Raw genomic sequence first — 17,216 nt, 5'->3', positions numbered from 1 at the left:
GGGTGGATGGATTTGGCGATTGAAGAGGGAGACTTCGTAAGGATTACCTATACTGGAAAGCTCGAGGATGGAAGTGTGTTCGACACAACCGATGAGGAGCTCGCAAAGAGCGAGGGAATCTACAGCGAGAATGCCAGATATGGTGGGGACGTAGTGGTAGTGGGTGCTGGACATGTGATAAAGGGACTTGAGGAGGACATGGTGGGCAAGGAGGTGGGATACGAGGGCAGTATCGTGGTGCCCCCAGAGAAGGGCTTTGGCGAGAGAAGCCCAGAGCTCGTGAAGGTATACTCCATAACGAAGTTTGAGAACCCAAGGGAAGGTATGCGGGTGAACATCGATGGCAACATCGGAACAATCACCCGCATCGTGGGAAGGAGGGTCAGGGTGGACTTCAACCACCCCCTCGCTGGAAAGACGCTCCACTACTCCTATCGCATCGAGGAAAAGGTGGAGGATGATGTGGAGAAGGTGAAGGGACTGATTGCTCTGCACATCCCCGAGGACCTCGACGTGAGAATTGAGGACGGCACGGTAAGGATAACAGTGCCAGAGAAGCTCACCTTTGATTTGAGATGGCTGAGGTCAAAGGCATGGATTGCCCGTCAGATACTCGAGAAGGTGGGGATGGAAAAGGTGGTCTTCGAGGAGGTGTATCCCGCGGAGGCGGGTGAACAGAGGGAGGCGGGCGAACAGAAACACACATAGGTTTTGTGCCGAGGTAGCCAAGTGGACTACGGCGCTGGTCTTGAGATGCCATTGGCACGAGAGAACCAGTGATGCTTTGGCATCGCGCGAGTTCGAATCTCGCCCTCGGCGCTCAGCTCCAGACCTCTTTGGAGGTCCTCTTCGCACAATCAGTAGGAGCGCACACAAGAACAGGGGCACCATGGGCTCGGACGGTGGGGGAATCGTCGTCAAATTCCGGGGGGAATAAGCTTAAATACACCCATTCTTAAGTTCGGAGACACCCCGGCAGGAAAGGTAGCCAAAAAGGGCACGGGTCATCATGCCCAAGAGCGTGGGGTGCTCGTGCTGGCTGAGTCCCATGGTCTCATGTGTGGATATGCTGCTTACAATGTAAGCAGAGGTGATTACAGAGCAATCAACTCAACGGAAAGCGACGCATAGCCATGCTCGGGCCCATAAAGCTTCGGGCTAAGTAGCCTGGGGGTGGAGGCACTATGACACACATCGTACCGAGTAGGGTGTTCTATACCTCTGGTATGGGAAGGCATGAGCACAGGCTGATGTCCTTCGAACTGGCGCTGAGGAATGCTGGCGTTCACACGCTGAACCTCGTGGGGGTCAGCTCGGTGCTCCCACCGCGATGTACCTTCATCTCGATGGATGAGGGGCTGAGGGAGCTCGAGCCTGGCGAGGTCACCTTCTGTGTGCTCTCTGTGAGCTCGTCGTGCAAAAGTAGCGAAAACGTGTTTGCGTGCGTGGCGTGTGCGCATCCGGCGGACGAGAATACGCATGGTTACTTTGCGGAGCACCACTCCCACGAGGAAGAGGACGTGGGATTGGCCATGGCCAGAAGTATTGCCTCGCAGATGTACAAAAGCCTTAATGGCAGGGAGCCAAGCCGACTAACGCATGTACACAGCGCAGGAAAGGTGGAGCGAGATGGAGAGTATCTCACAGTGGTGGCCATGGCGGTGTTTGTGCCATAGGAGGGGGCGTGTCTGAATTTTGAGCGGGCCCTCGTGAATGCACTGAACGAGGCCTTTAGGGAGGCGGAACGCAGGGCGGTGGCATACCGCCTCAGACAGTCGAGGTTCACCTCACAGGTAGTGGACGTGCTCGTGGACTCGCTCGACCCAGAGTGCTACCTTGCCATAGAGTGCAAGTCCCTCTCCCTCAAGAGGGGGGCCAAGGCACTGTACTTCTCCCAGCATTTCACAGTGGATGGGAGGGGCGTGCATCAGCTTTCCCACATGGCGGATTTTCTGAGGCTTTCTGGAAGGCGGGGTATTGTGGCGGTGGAGCTCAGAAGGGGACCAGGAAAGCGCAAGAGTGTCCATCTCATTCCATGGTGCAGGGTGATACGGAAGTTCGATGGGGGAGAGGTGGGTTTTTCTATTGAGGAGATAGAGGGCTACCCATCCCTCGACGAGGGTGTCATCGAGGCCATAGCACGGGTTCATGAGATGGAGTTAAAGGAGTGTGGGCTGAATGGATACTGAGAGGGCGTTCTACATAGGGAGGTTTCAGCCATACCACATGGGACATCACACCGTGATAGGAGCACTGTCCTCTGAAGTGGACGAGCTTATCATAGGTGTGGGAAGTGCCCAGAGGTCGCACACGGTGGACGACCCGTTCACAGCTGGGGAGCGTGTGATGATGATTTCCAAGGCACTCTCAGAGTTTAGCATACCCTTCTACGTGATACCCATAGAGGATGTGGAGTACAACTCCCTGTGGACGGCCCATGTGCGAGCAAGGGTGCCCACCTTTTCTGTGGTGTACTCCAACAATCCCCTTGTGGGAAGGCTGTTCGAGGAGGCGGGTATTGAGGTCAGGGCGCTGCCAATGTTCAGGCGGGATGTGTACTCTGGTACAGAGATCAGAAAGAGGATGCTGGAGGGGGACAGCTGGGAGGAGCTAGTTCCAGCCTGCGTGGCCAAGCTCATTCACGAGATTGATGGGGTTGGCAGAATCCGCAGGCTGGCACAGACGGACACCTCCATGCCATGAAGTAAGCAACATGCCCAAGACCTAAGGGACAAACACTGGTGGAAGCTCTCGCTTGTGGGCGTTCTTTTGCATAATCTCTCGGATGCAGGCTGCATGCCTCTCGCTCACGTGCTCACCCCCTATGAAGGCGTCTATCACCTCATACGTGATGCCCAGCTCTGCCTCGTCTGTCTGACCTGGCCACAGACCTGCAGAGGGGGGCTTGTGGATGATGTGCTCTGGGATACCGAGGTGAGCTGCCAGCTCCCTCACCTCTCTTTTTAGCAGGCTTGCAATCGGCAGTATGTCTGCGGCACCATCGCCGTACTTGGTGAAGTAGCCCATGAGCAGCTCGCTCTTGTTGGAGGTGCCAGCCACGAGCAAGTTGAGGCTGTTAGCGTAGTAGTAGAGTGTGCACATCCTGAGTCGAGCCTTCAGGTTGGCGCACTCCACGCTTCTCTCCGAGTACCGTGCCCCCATTGCATCGAGCATCGCCATGTAGGGCTCTTCAAGGCGCACAGTCTTGGTGGCTATACCGAACTTGTGTGAAATTGTGAGGGCATCCTCGATGTCGGACTGGGAGCTGTACAGGGGCATGATCAGCCCAAGCACGCGGTCCCCAACCGCCCTCTTGCACAGCACTGCACACACCGAGGAGTCCACTCCCCCGCTCATCCCCACCACAACACCCTCGGCATGGGCCTGTTCGACCTTCTGAGATATCCATGCCGTACATCTTTCTACAAACTGCTCCATGTCCATGCTTTTATGTTGTGCACAAACCTTTAAAGAACTGTTCCCCAACTGTGCTGTGAGTGGGATGCATGCACCTCAGCTGTGGATGACAATCGACAAGCACCCATCACACTAAAAAATAAAATATAGGACATCCGAAGTTCCTTCATGAGACTAATCACGGTGTACGATAACGAGGTTTATGCCAGCGAGCTGGAACTGAAAGCGGGCTGGGGTTTTTCCTGCCTTATTGAGGGGAAGACCACGGTGCTCTTTGATACTGGCTGGGATGGCAATCTGCTGCTATCCAACATGGAGCACCTTGGAATTGACCCCAGTACTATAGAGGTTGTGGTGCTCTCCCACGGCCACTGGGACCATGCGGGAGGGCTCTCCACACTGCTTCACGTGTCCAATCCAAGGGTGTACGTGCCCTCAAGCCTCTCGAAAAGGCTCATTGGGGAGCTCTCAAATCTCGCAGAGGTGCACGAGGTGAGTGCTGAGCCCCTCAGCATAGCGGAGGGGGTGTACAGCACTGGAGTGCTGGGAGATGAGGTGAAGGAGCAGGCGCTGGTGCTGGACGGGGGCATCGTGCTCACGGGGTGTGCCCATCCCGGCGTGGAGGCAATCCTCGAGAGGGCTGGTGAGCTGATGCCCGTTCGAGGGCTCGTGGGCGGCCTGCACTCCTTCTCTCAGCTACATGTGCTATCTGGCATGAGCCTGCTCTCTCCATGCCACTGCACGGTGCACAAGGCAAGAATAGCCGAGCTCTACCCAGAGCAGTATGTGAGAAATGGGGTGGGCAGGGTAATAGAGCTCCCATGAGCTGGGAAGCTTTTTGTAGCCCAACCCCCTAAGAGTGGTGGGGATGGCACATTGGCACACATTCTCCAGCTCACCCGTATGTCGGACACGCTGACGGTGTTCTCGGCATGTCTTGGATTCTTGTCAGTGGTGTTTGCATTTGAGGGGAAGCTGGGTGTGGCGGTTTCCCTCATTCTGGTGTGTGCCATCATCGATGGGCTGGATGGCATGGTGGCGAGGTATGAGGGAGGAGATGAGCAGAAGATGCGGTTTGGGGTGATGCTGGACTCGTTCTCGGACTCCATAGCGTTCTGCATCGCCCCAGCCATTATTTCCTATAGGGTGCTGGTGGGGGGTCTGCCCAGCTCGAGGCTGATGGTGGATTTGGTGTTGGTGGTGTGTGCCCTGTATGTGGCGTGTGGCATCCTCAGGCTCTCGAGATTCAACGTGCTGTTCTCCTCCCGCTCCATGGGGTTTGTGGGGCTTCCGACCACAGCGGCCGGGCTCTTATTATCATCCCTCCTTTCGCTCGAGCTCGTAGTGCCCACCACCCGTCTTCTCTGGGCTCATGGTGTTATGATACCCGTGCTCTCCATTCTCATGATAAGCAGCCTTGTGTATCCAAAGCCCACGAGGGTATGGATGCTGGGTATGTTTGTCCCAGTTCCATTGGCTCTGGCCCTCTTCCTTTGGACATCAATTCAGCCCCTCACGCGTGCATGCGCCCTGCTGCTGCTTGGAATCTTGCTGGCATATGTGGCATCTCCAGTTTTGGTGAGGGTGCTTGGGACATCACCAGAGAGCCTTTAGAAAAAAGGCTAAATACAGTCCATCGAACAACACGGGGAGGAATCAAAATGCCAGATGCCAACAACAAAAAATCAAAGCTCGAGAGGATATCAAAGATGCTCGAGCTGGGTGGTACGATGCTCGCCCAGCACTGCGAGCGCTGTGGTGCTCCCCTGTTCAGGTACAAGGGGGAGGTGGTGTGTCCCGTGTGCTCTGCAGAGGATAACCAGAGCCGTGAGCAGCTCACAGCCCCACCAGCCCCAACGGAGTCTCGGTCGAGCCCTGCCCCCGAGGTGACTTACGAGCCCCCCCAGTCGTCCATGCCAGATGGCTCGGTCGTGGTGGCAGTGCACCAGAAGATGCTCGAGCTATCCGAAGCCCTGAGGGCAGAAAATGACCCCAGAAGAATCTCGGAGATACTCGATGCCATCAAGAAGGCCGCAGAGACGATAAGGGCGTTGAAAGGATAGGGTAGCAGGGTAGCAGGGTAGCAGGGTAGCACACCAAAACAGCTTTATTTTTGAGAATTATCCCCCAGACACCACGCCTATGAGCTTTAGCACTCCCGATGCAGGCTGGGCATCATGGGGCACCACCTTTCCATCTTTTATGAGCAGCACTGTCTCTGGATTTATGTTGAGGTGCTTTAGTACATCTTCATATGTGGAAAAATCGGCGGGGCAGAGCAAAAACTCTTCTGCCCCATACAGCACACGAAGCACATCTTTTTCTTCACTCATCCACGACACTCATCCACGATTTACTCCTAAAGCTCCTCGATGTCCGAGAGCACCTCTGCCTCCTCTGGGGAGTGCTCCAGAAAGTTCTCATCTATGAGTTTCTTTTCAAGCTCCATCTGCTTTTGCACGCCTTTACGCTCGAGGTCTCTTCTCTTGGACTTTGCCATCTCAGGTCCCCCATGCGTCAACTACCCAGCCGCTTAGAGCTGGACAAAACACTTCTATACTATGTATTCCCTCCCTCATCATAAACATTTTGATAGGGGTGGAGAGTGAAGGTGTATAACTTTGTGCTCGTGGGAACTACGATGTGCACTGCTGGTGAGTTCTCATTGAATGACCTTGCGGGCGGAGCTGGAAGACTCGACATAGCGTGCAGGTTTGTGAACTCGTGCTTCTTCCTCTCCCACTCGCTGAGAAGGAATGTCAGATGCTACCTGCACCTGCTGGGTGAGCCAGAGCCCCCTAAGACCGTGCTGTTCGAGGGAGCCAACCTGCGCTACCTAAATCCAGATGAGCGGAGTGCGGGCTCCCTCATCAAGAAGGCACTCTCGGTGGACGTGGGCGAGGGATGGGCCCGCTCTACCCCTGGCGTGTATGTGTCGGGGATGACGTTTGCACAGCTCATCGAGGCGCTGGGCTCGGATTTCATGGTGCTGCTGAGCGAGGACGGAGCAGACATTCGCACCTCTCGGCTCTCGGCCAGTGACGAGCTCACCTTCATCCTTGGTGACCACAGGGGGCTTCCAGCACCGTTGGAGCAGCACCTGCTGGAGAGAGGTGTGGACAAGCTCTCGGTCGGACCCCTGTCGCTTCATGCGGACCACTGTGTGGTGCTCGTGCTCAATGAGCTGGATAGGTTGGAGGCGGGATGGAGGTGATTGTTTGATTGGAAGGTTCATAAGGGCTAAAACGGTTCAGGATGCATGGTATAGGGGTCTCGAGCTGATATATCGTGGAGGACAAGTCATTACGGACGAGAGGGGAAGTCAAACGAGAGAGCTGCTGAACCTGATGATTGTGGTGGAGGACCTCGAGAGAGAGCGCATTCCAGCAGGGTTTGGATGGACAGAGGACAGGCTCAGGGAGTATGCTGAGCAGCTATTGGATGGCGATGCCCATGGGTTTGAGTACACCTATGGCCAGCGACTCAGGGCATGGGGAAGTGGCACCGACCAGATAGCATACGTGATAGGAAAGCTAACAGAGAGCCCCCAGACGAGACGGGCGTGTGCCATAACATGGGTGGCTGATGTGGACACAAAAAGGGAAGAGGTGCCCTGCATGATGGCGGTGGACTTCAAGCTCAGGGATGGGGCGTTGCACCTGACGGCACTCTTCAGGAGTCACGACTTTGCTGGTGCATACCCCGCCAACCTCTACGGGCTCACCGAGGTGCTAAGATACGTCGCAGGAAAACTGAGTGTGCGCATTGGAACAATCACCACCCTAAGTATTTCGGCTCATATATACGAGCACGACTGGGAGCGCGTGGAGAGGATACTCCAGCTTAACTAAGCTGGCACGTGAGTGGATTAATGGGGTGTGGCTAAGCCACACCCCTTAATGCGCTGTTTTGCCGGCTTTTGTAAAAAGCCAAGTGGACGACAGCCATTAGGAGACCCACGATTAGCTTTTTAACCCCACGACGTACAATTTATGGGAGGGTTAGGTGTGAACGTTAGCGAGCTCATCCTCGATGTGGAGCGCGTTGTGTTCACCTACGAGCACAAGACCTTGCTCGGCTACACAGATTTCTACATCACCGACAAAAAGAGCGTGCTGCTGAGGAGGGGGGCTGTCGGTGGGCTGAGCCTTGGGGTGGTATTTCATGACCAGCTGGCAGGCGTGCTCACGAGGCGGAGTGTGTACGGCGTGCTAAAAAAGCTCGGAAAAGCGCTCTTGGCATTGGGCATCCTTGTGCTTTTGATATGGATTGCCATAGATTACATCAAATCCTCACCCCTCATCTCCAGCTACATCGTGATAGTCAAGGACTTCACATATCTGAGGGATGGGGGGCTGGGACTGCTTGCGGCAGGTGCAGCACTGCTTTTCATGTATTGGGGCTATCGTCCAAGCAGGCTCGTGCTGATGGGAGGGGGCATGGCAATCGATGCGCCAAAGCTACCCGAGGAGAAGATGGAGGAGGTCGTAAGATTGCTGACGAGCTACAAAGAGTGGGATGAGGACAGGGGAGAGAGGGCACGCCGAGCTGGCAATCGGGACCCGTGAACGGTCCGGACCCGGCGGTGGTGGCGTGCTGAGGGGAGCTCACTTTACGGGTGGCGGGTGGCAGTTCACCTCCTCAAATCCCTCGTGTATGGCTTGAACTGCCTTCTGACCTTGCCGCATCGCCTGCACACGTGCGTCAGCTCCATCACGCTGGAAGAGGCGTCCCACTGCCTTCCCGTCTGCCTCCAGCTATGAAAGCCAAGCCTGCACAGTATTCCTATACTCAACTCACAAACCTCCATCTCAGCAGCACACCCTCATCCAGCCTCTCCACATCCAGCAGCTCGAGCCCTCTGATGTGCGCCTCATCGAACCCCTCACCATCCACGGACGTTGGTGCGTCTCTTCCCCCTATCACCACGTTGCCCACATAAGTATACAGCTCATCCACCAGACCCTGCGAAATAAGACCCCATGCCAGCGTGCCTCCTCCCTCGACCATGAGCCGTCGAACGCCTCTTTTCCACAGCTGGAAAAGCAGGTACTTCAGGTCAACCCTGTGCTCGCCAGCCACGACCACCTGTGCGCCTGCCCGCCGTAGAGCCTCTATTCTCTCTGGTGGAGCATTGCCCGATACCGCCACCACCCTCGTGCCCTCGCCTCTGTGAAGCACCTGTGCATCGAGTGGTATGCGGGCACTGCTGTCCACCACCACCCGAATGGGATGCTCCGAGCCCTTCTCTGCAAGCCTTCTTGCCCGCCTTTGCTCAGACTTCACCGTGAGGGAGGGGTCGTCTGCGAGCACGGTGCCTATGCCCACCATCACCGCATCCGCCCACGCCCTCAGCTCATCCACCCTCTCAAAGTCCGCTTCCCCAGATATCCTCAGCTGTCTTCGCTCTCTTGTTGCAATCTTGCCATCTGCACTCATGGCAAGGTTCAAAAAAACAAATGGGCGACGGCCGCTCATGGGAATCAGAGGGAGACGGGCTCTGCATGTTCAGCCTTTATGATGCCTATATACGAGATGTCCACCCCTATCATTTCCTTCAGGGCCTTCGCAAACGTGTCGAACAGCTCCCCCTCGGTCTCAAAGCCCACAAACGTGCCATCGATCTTGTATCCGCCGAGGTTGGGGGGTGCCGTAAAGGCCAGCAGCGCTGCCCTCTTGGTTCTCTCGAGGTTCTCCTTCGTCTTCTTTACACCGACCACCGCAAATGCAAACGTATCCTCAGCCACACACTGCAGAGAGCCCACGGGAGCCACATGGGGGTTGCCCTGCTCGTCCACCGTGGCAATCACCTTTGCAGCCTGCGGGTTGTTGAAATATTCTTTTGCCTCCTCTGGAACCACAACCATGGTATCACCGTGTATAAGTGAGAATGAAAGGATAAAGAGTTTGTGATGAATACAATCAGTGCTCCTTACGGAAAGGGGCTTCCAGCCCGCATCAGTTAAATAGTAAGGCGATGCTCTCTCATGAGATGCTCAAAGTGGGAATAGTGGGCTGCGGGTTCATAGGCACCACGCTCGCCCGAGCAATAGATGGGGGCGTGGTGGAGGCTGAGCTACTGGCTGTGTACGACCGCAACATAGAGAGGGCGAGGGGGCTCGCAGCCTCACTCTCGCATCCCCCCGACGTGATGGATGTAGAATCCATGGCCAAAAGCTGTGAGCTGGTGGTGGAGTGTGCCTCCCAACAGGCCGTAAAGGAGCTGGCGCACACGGTGCTCTCCAATGAATGCAGCTTAATGGTCATGAGTGTGGGGGCACTGCTCGACGAAAAGCTGAGAGATGAGCTCGAGAAGCTGGCGCGCGCCCATAGGGAGAAAATATACGTGCCCTCGGGTGCGCTCGCAGGGCTCGATGGGCTGAGAGCAGCGTGTGTGGGCAAAATTCACAGAATGGAGCTCACCACCACCAAACCACCAATGGCGCTTGTGGGGGCACCTCACCTCAGAGAGGCAAACATCGATGTGGAGCGCCTGAAGGTGCCCACGGTGGTGTTTGAGGGTACGGCCATCGATGCCGTGAGGGGCTTTCCAGCCAACATCAACGTGGCAGCCGCCATAAGCCTTGCAGGGATGGGAGCTGAAAAAACGCGGGTGAGGATTGTGGCAGACCCCAGTGCTCAGAGAAACACCCATACACTGCTGGTGGAGGGAGAGTTTGGAAGGCTCGAGTGCACGGTGCAGAACGTGCCCTCGCCAGAGAACCCAAAAACGAGCATGCTTGCCGCCCTGTCTGCGATATCCACCCTGAAGAGGATTGCTCAGCCCCTGCAGGTTGGCTAAAAGATGTGCTCCCATCCCCTTCTATCTATCGGGACGGAAGAGCCATCCGACTTCCTCAGCACGACCTCTCTCTGCTCCACAACTCTTCCAATCACGGTGGGCCTCGTGTGCTCCAGCATGTGCACCGCCCTCTCGGGAATTGTGAACAGCAGCTCAAAGTCGCCAGCACCATACAGCGCCATCTCGAGGACGTCCTCAGTGCACGCCCTCACACCCTCTGATATGGGAAGCATGTGCTCATAGATCTCAAAGCCCACGCCGCTCTGGGCTGACAGCTCGTGCAGGCTCATTGCGAGCCCGTCGCTGGTATCCATCATCGATGTGCACACCCTTGCTATCTCCATGCCCTCTCGCACTCTCGGAATGGGCATGAGAGCCCTCTCGATGAGCCCCTCCCTCTCGTGGGCCTTGAGGGGGTCGCTGAGGGGGTCGCCCCGCAGCTTTCCAGAGAGCAAGGCAAAGCCACATGCAGCATCCCCCAGCGTTCCCGTGATGGCAACGACGTCCCCCACATGGGCTCCCCTTCGCCTCGCACAGTATCGCTTGCTGACAATTCCCACCCCTGTGGTGCATACCGTCAGCTCATCGTGCCGGTCTGTATCACCACCGAGTACCCTCGTGCCCGCATGCGCTGCACAGCCCCGCATTCCCTCCGCCATCTGCCGCACATACGAGGGTGGTGTGCCCTCTGGTATCCCCAGCGCCACAAGCACTCCAAGGGGCTGTGCCCCCATGGCTGCAATGTCGCTCAGGCTCACAGCCACACTCATCCAGCCCCTCTGATATGGAGTCATCTGGAAGGGAAAGTCTGTGCGCTCGTGCACCATGTCGCACCCCACAACCACATAGTGCTCTTCCATGTCAAACAGCACACAGTCCTCCCTCTGAGAAAGGGAGAGCACCTCATAGAGCAGCTCGATAAGCTCGCCCTCCTTCACAAGAACACCCCCTCGAGTTCGAGCAGCGCCCTCTTGAGATTTGTACCTGCCGAAAAGCCACCAAGCCCTCCTGATGCCACCACCCTGTGGCAGGGCACAAACAGTAGATGGGCGTTGCTTGCGAGTGCTCTGCCCACCGCTCTCGCACATCTACAGCCCACACGACGTGCGAGCTGCCCATAGGTGATGGTCCTGCCCCATCCGATACACCTGAGCTCCGTGTACACCTTCCTCTGAAATGCCGTGCATGCGGAAAGGTCGACGGGCACATCATCAAGCTCCACCCTCCTGCCATCAAGATAACGCTCCAGCATGTCTCTCAGGGATACGAGAGATGGATGGCACACCTCCTGCATGGGCTCATGGCTGAACCTTGAGGACACCACGCTTCCATCCACTGCCACCACCTCGAGGCATCCCCACAAAAAGGGCATCCTGAGGCGTGCACACTCCCCCATAATCACCTCCTTCTTGCCATCAGGAAGGAAGCGAGAAGTGCGAGCATCACGAGAAGGACCGAGGGGGCTGGAACCTCGAGAGAGGTCTGTGGGAGCTTGGGCAGACCCACTGGAGCTGGTGGTGGGGTCTGGACATCCTGGCTCTCCACTGAGGTCTCGGTGCCCTCTGGCGTAGCCATGGGTGTCTCTGTGGGGCTTGGGTTTGGCTGGGGGGCGCTTGGGTTTGGCTGGGGGGCCTGGGGGGCCACACCTATCGAGGATGACTCTCTCCGTGTAGACGTGGGTGTTGACTCCACCTGAGGGATGCCGTTGACGGTGATGGTGGCAGACACGAGAGTGATGCTGGGGATGGGTGCTGGCGTGGGGTCTGCAAGTATCGTATTGTCCTCCACAAACGAAATCTCATATTCCCCTGACTTGGCGTCATCCCTCACCTTAAGAGCCATGGTGGCGAGGACGCCCCTTCCAGCAACGCCCGTGGAAGTGCCCACCCTCGTCTCCCCATATGTGGCATGGCCTTCGGTGTTGTTATAACTGTTGGCTACCACCTGTGTGGACTGCCCATCCGACTTCAAGAACTCCCCAGAGCTCTGGGAGAGAACCTCAAACACCGCCGGGTCAAACACGAGCTCATACTGGGCAGCATACACATCCCTCTGACTATCCACCGAGATCTCAACGGTGATGAGCTCGCCTGCATCCACACTCTCCTTGGAGGGCAGCACGGCAAGGGTCGCGGTCTGCTGGGCTAAAGCGCAGCCCAACGCGAGCACCACGAGCAACAAAGCTATGAGAACTCTTCTCGTCATCACACACTCCCCGCCCTTCTGTTCCAGTTCAGCCCCACGATTGCGGCATCCAGTATGTCCACCACATTGTCGTTGTTCAGGTCAGCCCCATCGTGATAGTTGGCAGTGCCATATGACGCCATCCAGTGCAGGCCCACCAGTGCCGCATCCAGTATGTTCGATACGCCATCGCCGTTGGCATCTCCTGCCATGTACACAATCACGGGAACCGTGGTAGAGTTCGGAAGGTCGGCATCGTCCAGCACAGTGAGCCTTGCCTCAAACGGCATGTACTGAGTGCCGTTCCACAGATACGAGGTGTAGGTGTGGTCCACCAACACGCCAGAGCCCGATGTGCCATCCCCAAAGTCCCACATATAGTGCACGATGGTGCCATCTGGGTCATGGGAGGGAGAGGCGTTGAAGTAGGATGGGGAGAGGGCGTTGTTGATTGTGTGGTTGAGTTGGACGATGGGCAGTGCCGGCTTTTTGTCGGTTATGTACACCTCATACTCCCTCGCAGTCTCGAATATCTGCTCCCCTGTGGAAAGGCCAATGACCACGCGAACACCTCCCTGAGGATGGTGAGGCGGTGTGCGCATCTGGAGCGTGGTGGCGCCCTGTGCATCGGTGTAGTTGTAGTCGAGGGTGCTCCATGCTGGGGGGTTCACAACGTACGAGTCGTGCCGTGGGTCTGTCTGAAAGGCTCCTGCACTCGCCCAGAGATACACAAGTGCGTCTGGGATGGGCGTGCCGTTTAGGTATGTCACCCTCACGCGTACGGGCACCGTGATGTTGGGGGGGTATGTGCTGGCGAGGTCTGTCATCAGCATGGGCATCACAGCCACCTCATCCTCGCGCGTGATGATGGTGCTTCCATGAAGCATGTTCCTTAGCGTGCTGGCATATGCAACGTACTCTCCGAATGCCCCCACGTCCACGCTCTCAGTGTGATATGTGCCGCCATCATCGATGTACTTCGAGAGCAAAACCTCCACCACCTGCCCAGTGGCTGGAGCCCTTCTCACCACATCGAGTACCGTCGGGACGGCGGATGTGAGCGCTCCTTCCTCATCCCACCACGTTGTGGTGGCGAGCAGTCTGCCAGACTCATAGTGCACATGGGGTACGGCATGCCTCTGGGAGAGGGGCACCTGCACAGTGCCATAGGCATGGGTGGCGAGCATACCCCCCTTCTCATCTGCCCTGTCCGATATCACCACCACGCCCACGCTCCATGGGCTCAAGCCCACGTAGTCTGTCAGCTCGATTGGTGTGGTGTTGGCTATATCAGTCAGTATGGGGGCATCGAACACCGCACTCGCCCTCCCCTCCCCATCGGTGAGAACATCCCTTGCCTCCCCGGTGCTGAGCACCAGATGGAGAGTCTCTCCAGCAAGGGGAGTCTTCTTCATTTGTGTGCTCTCGTTGAGGTAGTACATGCTCACGTTCACCCTCAGATGGGGCTCAGCATTCCACGCACTTCCGTTGTAGCGGGCATACCACTCAATGGTGGACTCTATTATGGGAAGGGTGGGCGATGTAATCAGGCGGTCGTAGAGGTGGGGGTCCCTCACCAGTATCCCAGCACCCCTCTCCAGTCCGCCATCGCTGACCACCACGAGCCCAAAATATGCACCGATGGGGGGTGTGATGTTGAGTATCCCCACGCCATGGGAGTTGGTGGAGAGTGTTGTGTGCTCAGAGGGGTGCTTGAGGTTGGATGCCCGCTCCCTCAGAACAGCATGAAGGTGGGCATCCGAGAGCCAATCGACGCCTGTGCCCTCCAAATACAGCCGAGATACACCACTTTGGAGATAGGGCACCTCGGCAGACAGCTCCTTCACCTCGGACTCGGTGAGCCAGTACACATCCACGCTAACGTTTCTGGAGAGCGGAGCCCCATCATACAGCCCTCCAGTGAGCACGAGAAATGTGGTGTTGGAAAGCGGTGAGGCAGGAGCAAAGGAGGGCTGGACACTCAGCGTTCTCATGTCATCTGCCACCACAGCCACTCCAGCCCACACGCAGTAATCGTGGTGCTCCACAGTTCCATTGAGCAGGTATATACCAAATGAAGCGTTCTCGTCCAACGATGTGGTGCTGAGGTCGAGCGAGTAGCTCACCGTGCCCCTCACCGGGGTGAGGTTGACCTGCATATATGTGTAGTTCACCTCTGGCGTGCCAAACACCAGCGTCACGGGGTCATCATATGGGGTAAAGTCTGGCCTCACGAGGGTGTAGCTCACGTTGAGGATGCCATCCTTGTTCACCAGATAGGTGGGGGTGAGTGTGGGGACAAAGGGCATCTGGGGCGAGGGAAGGGAGGGATACCACACGAAAGTGTCCTCCACCAAGATGTCCCCCGTGGATATGCGAAGCAGCCCATCCCCCCTCGTGCTCGTGGAGAGCCACTCAAAGCTCGCCCGCGCATACCCCGTGGCGTTGGTGGTGGTGTTAACACTGCCCATCGGCGTGTCGTACCCATGGGTGCTGGTGTTCCAGCCATACAGCTCAAAACGCACGCTCTCGTTGGGGGCTGGCTGCCTTCCAGCGGTGTCCCACACCACGGCAAACCCATCCGCCCTCAGGTGGTAGGGGTAGGCACCATATCCCACATCTGGAGCCACGTCCACATCGCCTCCACAGGAGGTTTCCACAACGAACCGCAGGGGAGAGGAGACGTTGGTGATGCCAAGCTGCACCCTCGATGGTCGTATCCATAGGGTGTCCTCCTCCACAGCCCATGGCACAGCCGAAGACAGGGTGGTGTTATTCGCATCGAGCAGCACACTCGATGTGGAGTTCAGCACCACCCATGCGTCCACCCCAATACCATGCATCGAAAAGCCCGTGGAGCTGCTGGCATCGGTGTCCACGTATATCCTGTACTCGCACACAGAGGGGTCCGGTATGTCCTTGGTGAGGATGAAGAAGTCCGCAGAGGGGGTCGAGGGGATGATGTCCAGCCCAGCGGCGAGCACGTCTCCAGCCCCACCATCCCCTGCTGAATCGAGCACTGGAGGCTGAATGACAATATCGTCGGTGAGAGCTCCGCCAAAGAGCTGTAGCTGTGCGCTCGTGAAGTTGACGGCGGGCGCGAGGGGAGCCACGGCATTCACTGCTCTCCACGCATCCACCCTGCCCCATCCATAGGTGTTGTCCTTGCCCTCAACGCCAAGGTCCACGGCACTTGTGGCAAGGATGTCCTTTATCTGCTGGGGGGAGAGGGTGCCGTTCGCATCGAGCATCAGCGCCACGATGCCGCTCACAAACGGAGTCGCCATCGATGTGCCGCTCATTCTAACATACCCTCCATCCTTGTCCAGCGACAGAATGTCCACACCCGGAGCACACACATCGGGCTTGATGTATGGGGAGGTGAAGTTCACAGGACCCCTGCTGCTAAATGGAGCGATGTAGTCCTTGCTGGCATGGGTGGCACCCACCGTTATCGCATAGCGAGAGGTGCCTGGAGCAGATATAGTCCTCAATCCCCCCTCTCCAGCATTGCCAGCCGCCACCACCACGGCCACTCCGTGCTCCGTGGCGTTCTTTACGGCCATGTCCACGAGGGAGGTGCCATCGCTCTCGTAGTAGCCCACGAGTTCGTAGGTGTAGGGTGCACCGCTGACAGTGGAGTTTATAGCCAGCTTCCACTCGCCAGCGGGAAGGGGGCTGTCCGCCATGTACTTGATTACTCGCGCTGTGGGATGGTCCACCCAGTCCACTGGATATGCGCTCACCTCCGAGCCGTTGGGCGCTATGAGAGATATGGTGGTGCCGTTGTACGCATCGGTGGCGCTGCACACATCGGTGTCGTAGAACTGGCACTTGGCCACGATGAAGGCGAGCTTGAACGCGTCCTCGTACTTTGTGGCGCTGAACGAGTGGGAGTGGTAGCTCGTTCCCACATCAGTGGTACCACTACCCGTGTATTGCTCCCACGTGTTGGTGCCCCCACTGTACGAGATGATGTCCGCACCATGCTCAACAGACCACTGAAAGGCAGCTATCACACTGGATACATTTCCCGAACCATCTGCACCAAACACCTTTGCACCAAACAGCGTGGCGTTGGGGGCAACCCCTGTGATGGTGCCGCTCGTGCCGTTTCCCGCAACGATACCAGCCACGTGCGTGCCATGTCCATAGTCATCATAGAAGTCGGATTGACCGTTCACAAAGTCCTTCCACAGGGCGAGCCTGTCAGCAACATCTGGGTGCCTGGCGATGCCCGTGTCCACGATGGACACGTTGACGCCTCTGCCCGTGTAGCCATTGAGCCACACTGGAGTGGCGTTCACTGCAAGCACGCCCTCCGATACACTCTGTTCCTCTGGGGTGCTCTTCTGAACACCCATCACGATATCGTTCAGATACACGGGATAGTCTGGCACTATCCTGAGCACCGAGGGGTCACGTGCCATGCGCTCTATGGCATCCCTCGTGGCATTCATGGCAACACCATTTATGAGCCACAGCTCCCGCACATCCCTTATCCCCTCACGCTGCTGTTGAAGCATATGTGCCATGGGTGTGAGCACAGGTGTCGTCTCCCCACGCTCAAACAGCACGATGACCCGTGCACTCTCCGAGGTGGAGTACTGCTCCAGCACGGCCTGTGAAATCTTGCCATCTGCACCAGATGCGCCAGCACCACTGAGCGCAAAAACAGCGACCATTAGCACGAGAGCGCCAACCACCCTCACCCACTGCATGCCAACCCTCCAGCCACGTGGTACCCTCCAGCACTAACTCTCTGCATATCCCATATATAAATGGCGTCATGTTTTTAAGCACGGGTGAGTAT

General features: G+C 57.1%; 21 protein-coding genes and 1 tRNA gene. 12 read left to right on the top strand and 10 right to left on the bottom strand.

Going from position 1 to position 17,216, the window contains the following annotated elements:
- The first annotated feature begins 6 nt into the window (after window positions 1-6).
- The 5 genes from BP07_RS02085 (at window position 7) to BP07_RS02065 (ending at window position 2,703) form a co-directional block, all read left to right on the top strand.
- Window positions 7-708: a peptidylprolyl isomerase gene (locus BP07_RS02085; protein ID WP_245597023.1), complete on the top strand. Its 702-nt coding sequence runs from the start codon at window positions 7-9 to the stop codon at window positions 706-708.
- 7 nt (window positions 709-715) lie between these two features.
- Window positions 716-819: transfer RNA gene (locus BP07_RS02080), tRNA-Ser, on the top strand.
- 365 nt (window positions 820-1,184) lie between these two features.
- Window positions 1,185-1,676: a pyruvoyl-dependent arginine decarboxylase gene (locus BP07_RS02075; protein WP_042684855.1), complete on the top strand. Its 492-nt coding sequence runs from the start codon at window positions 1,185-1,187 to the stop codon at window positions 1,674-1,676.
- A 33-nt stretch (window positions 1,677-1,709) separates the two neighbouring features.
- Complete coding sequence (locus BP07_RS02070) at window positions 1,710-2,189, top strand: hypothetical protein (protein WP_211247036.1); 480 nt, start codon at window positions 1,710-1,712, stop codon at window positions 2,187-2,189.
- Complete coding sequence (locus tag BP07_RS02065) at window positions 2,179-2,703, top strand: nicotinamide-nucleotide adenylyltransferase (protein WP_042684848.1); 525 nt, start codon at window positions 2,179-2,181, stop codon at window positions 2,701-2,703. The genes BP07_RS02070 and BP07_RS02065 overlap by 11 nt, the downstream gene beginning before the upstream one ends.
- Window positions 2,704-2,724: 21 nt before the next feature.
- On the opposite strand, the gene nadE is transcribed toward BP07_RS02065, so the two are convergent.
- Window positions 2,725-3,444, bottom strand: a complete 720-nt coding sequence (gene nadE, locus BP07_RS02060) for an NAD(+) synthase (protein ID WP_052353142.1) — start codon at window positions 3,442-3,444, stop codon at window positions 2,725-2,727.
- A 141-nt stretch (window positions 3,445-3,585) separates the two neighbouring features.
- Between nadE and BP07_RS02055 the strand changes: the two genes are divergently transcribed.
- Genes BP07_RS02055 through BP07_RS08285 form a run of 3 tightly spaced genes read left to right on the top strand, consistent with a single transcriptional unit; the run spans window position 3,586 to window position 5,480 of the window.
- Window positions 3,586-4,242, top strand: a complete 657-nt coding sequence (locus tag BP07_RS02055; RefSeq protein ID WP_042684846.1) for an MBL fold metallo-hydrolase — start codon at window positions 3,586-3,588, stop codon at window positions 4,240-4,242.
- A gap of 51 nt (window positions 4,243-4,293) precedes the next feature.
- Window positions 4,294-5,031: a CDP-diacylglycerol--serine O-phosphatidyltransferase gene (pssA, locus tag BP07_RS02050; protein WP_157203032.1), complete on the top strand. Its 738-nt coding sequence runs from the start codon at window positions 4,294-4,296 to the stop codon at window positions 5,029-5,031.
- A 47-nt stretch (window positions 5,032-5,078) separates the two neighbouring features.
- The gene (locus BP07_RS08285; protein ID WP_052353139.1) at window positions 5,079-5,480 is read left to right on the top strand and encodes an Sjogren's syndrome/scleroderma autoantigen 1 family protein; all 402 of its coding nucleotides are present in this window, start codon (window positions 5,079-5,081) and stop codon (window positions 5,478-5,480) included.
- Window positions 5,481-5,537: 57 nt separating this feature from the next.
- On the opposite strand, the gene BP07_RS02040 is transcribed toward BP07_RS08285, so the two are convergent.
- Together BP07_RS02040 and BP07_RS08935 are read right to left on the bottom strand one after the other, a co-directional pair.
- Window positions 5,538-5,750 carry a ubiquitin family protein gene (locus tag BP07_RS02040; RefSeq protein ID WP_042684840.1) on the bottom strand — a complete coding sequence of 71 codons (213 nt, stop codon included), beginning with the start codon at window positions 5,748-5,750 and terminating at the stop codon, window positions 5,538-5,540.
- Between the two features lie 26 nt (window positions 5,751-5,776).
- Complete coding sequence (locus BP07_RS08935) at window positions 5,777-5,917, bottom strand: hypothetical protein (RefSeq protein WP_169736230.1); 141 nt, start codon at window positions 5,915-5,917, stop codon at window positions 5,777-5,779.
- A gap of 105 nt (window positions 5,918-6,022) precedes the next feature.
- Here BP07_RS08935 and trmY point away from each other — a divergent pair, with 105 nt between their 5' ends.
- From trmY to BP07_RS02025, 3 genes are all read left to right on the top strand, one after another.
- Complete coding sequence (gene trmY, locus BP07_RS02035; RefSeq protein WP_245597022.1) at window positions 6,023-6,631, top strand: tRNA (pseudouridine(54)-N(1))-methyltransferase TrmY; 609 nt, start codon at window positions 6,023-6,025, stop codon at window positions 6,629-6,631.
- Window positions 6,597-7,268, top strand: coding sequence for a thymidylate synthase (locus BP07_RS02030; protein ID WP_052353135.1), 672 nt, complete (start codon window positions 6,597-6,599; stop codon window positions 7,266-7,268). The genes trmY and BP07_RS02030 overlap by 35 nt, the downstream gene beginning before the upstream one ends.
- Window positions 7,269-7,409: 141 nt before the next feature.
- Entirely contained in the window at window positions 7,410-7,985 is a 576-nt protein-coding gene (locus BP07_RS02025; RefSeq protein ID WP_157203031.1) for a hypothetical protein, read from the top strand.
- A gap of 65 nt (window positions 7,986-8,050) precedes the next feature.
- On the opposite strand, the gene BP07_RS08730 is transcribed toward BP07_RS02025, so the two are convergent.
- Genes BP07_RS08730 through BP07_RS02015 form a run of 3 tightly spaced genes read right to left on the bottom strand, consistent with a single transcriptional unit; the run spans window position 8,051 to window position 9,284 of the window.
- Window positions 8,051-8,212: a hypothetical protein gene (locus BP07_RS08730; RefSeq protein ID WP_157203030.1), complete on the bottom strand. Its 162-nt coding sequence runs from the start codon at window positions 8,210-8,212 to the stop codon at window positions 8,051-8,053.
- Entirely contained in the window at window positions 8,209-8,895 is a 687-nt protein-coding gene (locus BP07_RS02020; protein WP_042684835.1) for a 2,5-diamino-6-(ribosylamino)-4(3H)-pyrimidinone 5'-phosphate reductase, read from the bottom strand. Before BP07_RS02020 ends, BP07_RS08730 begins: the two co-directional genes overlap by 4 nt.
- Window positions 8,896-8,900: 5 nt before the next feature.
- On the bottom strand, window positions 8,901-9,284 hold the full coding sequence (locus BP07_RS02015; RefSeq protein ID WP_042684833.1) for a pyridoxamine 5'-phosphate oxidase family protein: 384 nt from the start codon (window positions 9,282-9,284) through the stop codon (window positions 8,901-8,903).
- A gap of 125 nt (window positions 9,285-9,409) precedes the next feature.
- On the opposite strand from BP07_RS02015, the gene BP07_RS02010 reads away from it, so the two are divergent.
- Complete coding sequence (locus BP07_RS02010) at window positions 9,410-10,219, top strand: aspartate dehydrogenase (protein ID WP_042685079.1); 810 nt, start codon at window positions 9,410-9,412, stop codon at window positions 10,217-10,219.
- On the opposite strand, the gene thiL is transcribed toward BP07_RS02010, so the two are convergent.
- The 4 genes from thiL to BP07_RS08280 are packed head-to-tail and all read right to left on the bottom strand — an operon-like array spanning window position 10,216 to window position 17,124.
- On the bottom strand, window positions 10,216-11,157 hold the full coding sequence (thiL, locus tag BP07_RS02005) for a thiamine-phosphate kinase (RefSeq protein ID WP_042684830.1): 942 nt from the start codon (window positions 11,155-11,157) through the stop codon (window positions 10,216-10,218). The two genes, BP07_RS02010 and thiL, sit on opposite strands and share 4 nt — an antisense overlap.
- Window positions 11,154-11,615 carry a methylated-DNA--[protein]-cysteine S-methyltransferase gene (locus tag BP07_RS02000; protein WP_052353133.1) on the bottom strand — a complete coding sequence of 154 codons (462 nt, stop codon included), beginning with the start codon at window positions 11,613-11,615 and terminating at the stop codon, window positions 11,154-11,156. Before BP07_RS02000 ends, thiL begins: the two co-directional genes overlap by 4 nt.
- 2 nt (window positions 11,616-11,617) lie before the next feature.
- The gene (locus BP07_RS01995; protein WP_042684827.1) at window positions 11,618-12,424 is read right to left on the bottom strand and encodes a cohesin domain-containing protein; all 807 of its coding nucleotides are present in this window, start codon (window positions 12,422-12,424) and stop codon (window positions 11,618-11,620) included.
- Window positions 12,424-17,124, bottom strand: coding sequence for a S8 family serine peptidase (locus tag BP07_RS08280; RefSeq protein WP_052353131.1), 4,701 nt, complete (start codon window positions 17,122-17,124; stop codon window positions 12,424-12,426). The genes BP07_RS01995 and BP07_RS08280 overlap by 1 nt, the downstream gene beginning before the upstream one ends.
- Between the last annotated feature and the right edge of the window lie 92 nt (window positions 17,125-17,216).

Source organism: Methermicoccus shengliensis DSM 18856 (assembly GCF_000711905.1).
GTDB classification, from domain to species: Archaea; Halobacteriota; Methanosarcinia; order DSM-18856; family Methermicoccaceae; genus Methermicoccus; species Methermicoccus shengliensis.
This window is presented reverse-complemented; position numbering and strand designations above follow the sequence as displayed.

What these genes read in the sequence shown, in the direction of transcription:
- BP07_RS02055 (WP_042684846.1), top strand. Translation starts at nt 3,586, where the DNA reads ATGAGACTAATCACGGTGTACGATAACGAGGTTTATGCCAGCGAGCTG.
- BP07_RS02010 (WP_042685079.1), top strand. Translation starts at nt 9,410, where the DNA reads ATGCTCAAAGTGGGAATAGTGGGCTGCGGGTTCATAGGCACCACGCTC.
- nadE (WP_052353142.1), bottom strand. Translation starts at nt 3,444, where the DNA reads ATGGACATGGAGCAGTTTGTAGAAAGATGTACGGCATGGATATCTCAG.
- BP07_RS02030 (WP_052353135.1), top strand. Translation starts at nt 6,597, where the DNA reads ATGAGCTGGATAGGTTGGAGGCGGGATGGAGGTGATTGTTTGATTGGA.
- BP07_RS02065 (WP_042684848.1), top strand. Translation starts at nt 2,179, where the DNA reads ATGGATACTGAGAGGGCGTTCTACATAGGGAGGTTTCAGCCATACCAC.
- BP07_RS02040 (WP_042684840.1), bottom strand. Translation starts at nt 5,750, where the DNA reads ATGAGTGAAGAAAAAGATGTGCTTCGTGTGCTGTATGGGGCAGAAGAG.
- BP07_RS02025 (WP_157203031.1), top strand. Translation starts at nt 7,410, where the DNA reads ATGGGAGGGTTAGGTGTGAACGTTAGCGAGCTCATCCTCGATGTGGAG.
- BP07_RS02075 (WP_042684855.1), top strand. Translation starts at nt 1,185, where the DNA reads ATGACACACATCGTACCGAGTAGGGTGTTCTATACCTCTGGTATGGGA.
- BP07_RS08280 (WP_052353131.1), bottom strand. Translation starts at nt 17,124, where the DNA reads ATGCAGTGGGTGAGGGTGGTTGGCGCTCTCGTGCTAATGGTCGCTGTT.
- BP07_RS08285 (WP_052353139.1), top strand. Translation starts at nt 5,079, where the DNA reads ATGCCAGATGCCAACAACAAAAAATCAAAGCTCGAGAGGATATCAAAG.
- BP07_RS02000 (WP_052353133.1), bottom strand. Translation starts at nt 11,615, where the DNA reads ATGGGGGAGTGTGCACGCCTCAGGATGCCCTTTTTGTGGGGATGCCTC.
- BP07_RS08935 (WP_169736230.1), bottom strand. Translation starts at nt 5,917, where the DNA reads ATGGCAAAGTCCAAGAGAAGAGACCTCGAGCGTAAAGGCGTGCAAAAG.
- BP07_RS02020 (WP_042684835.1), bottom strand. Translation starts at nt 8,895, where the DNA reads ATGAGCGGCCGTCGCCCATTTGTTTTTTTGAACCTTGCCATGAGTGCA.
- BP07_RS01995 (WP_042684827.1), bottom strand. Translation starts at nt 12,424, where the DNA reads ATGACGAGAAGAGTTCTCATAGCTTTGTTGCTCGTGGTGCTCGCGTTG.
- BP07_RS02015 (WP_042684833.1), bottom strand. Translation starts at nt 9,284, where the DNA reads ATGGTTGTGGTTCCAGAGGAGGCAAAAGAATATTTCAACAACCCGCAG.
- BP07_RS02085 (WP_245597023.1), top strand. Translation starts at nt 7, where the DNA reads ATGGATTTGGCGATTGAAGAGGGAGACTTCGTAAGGATTACCTATACT.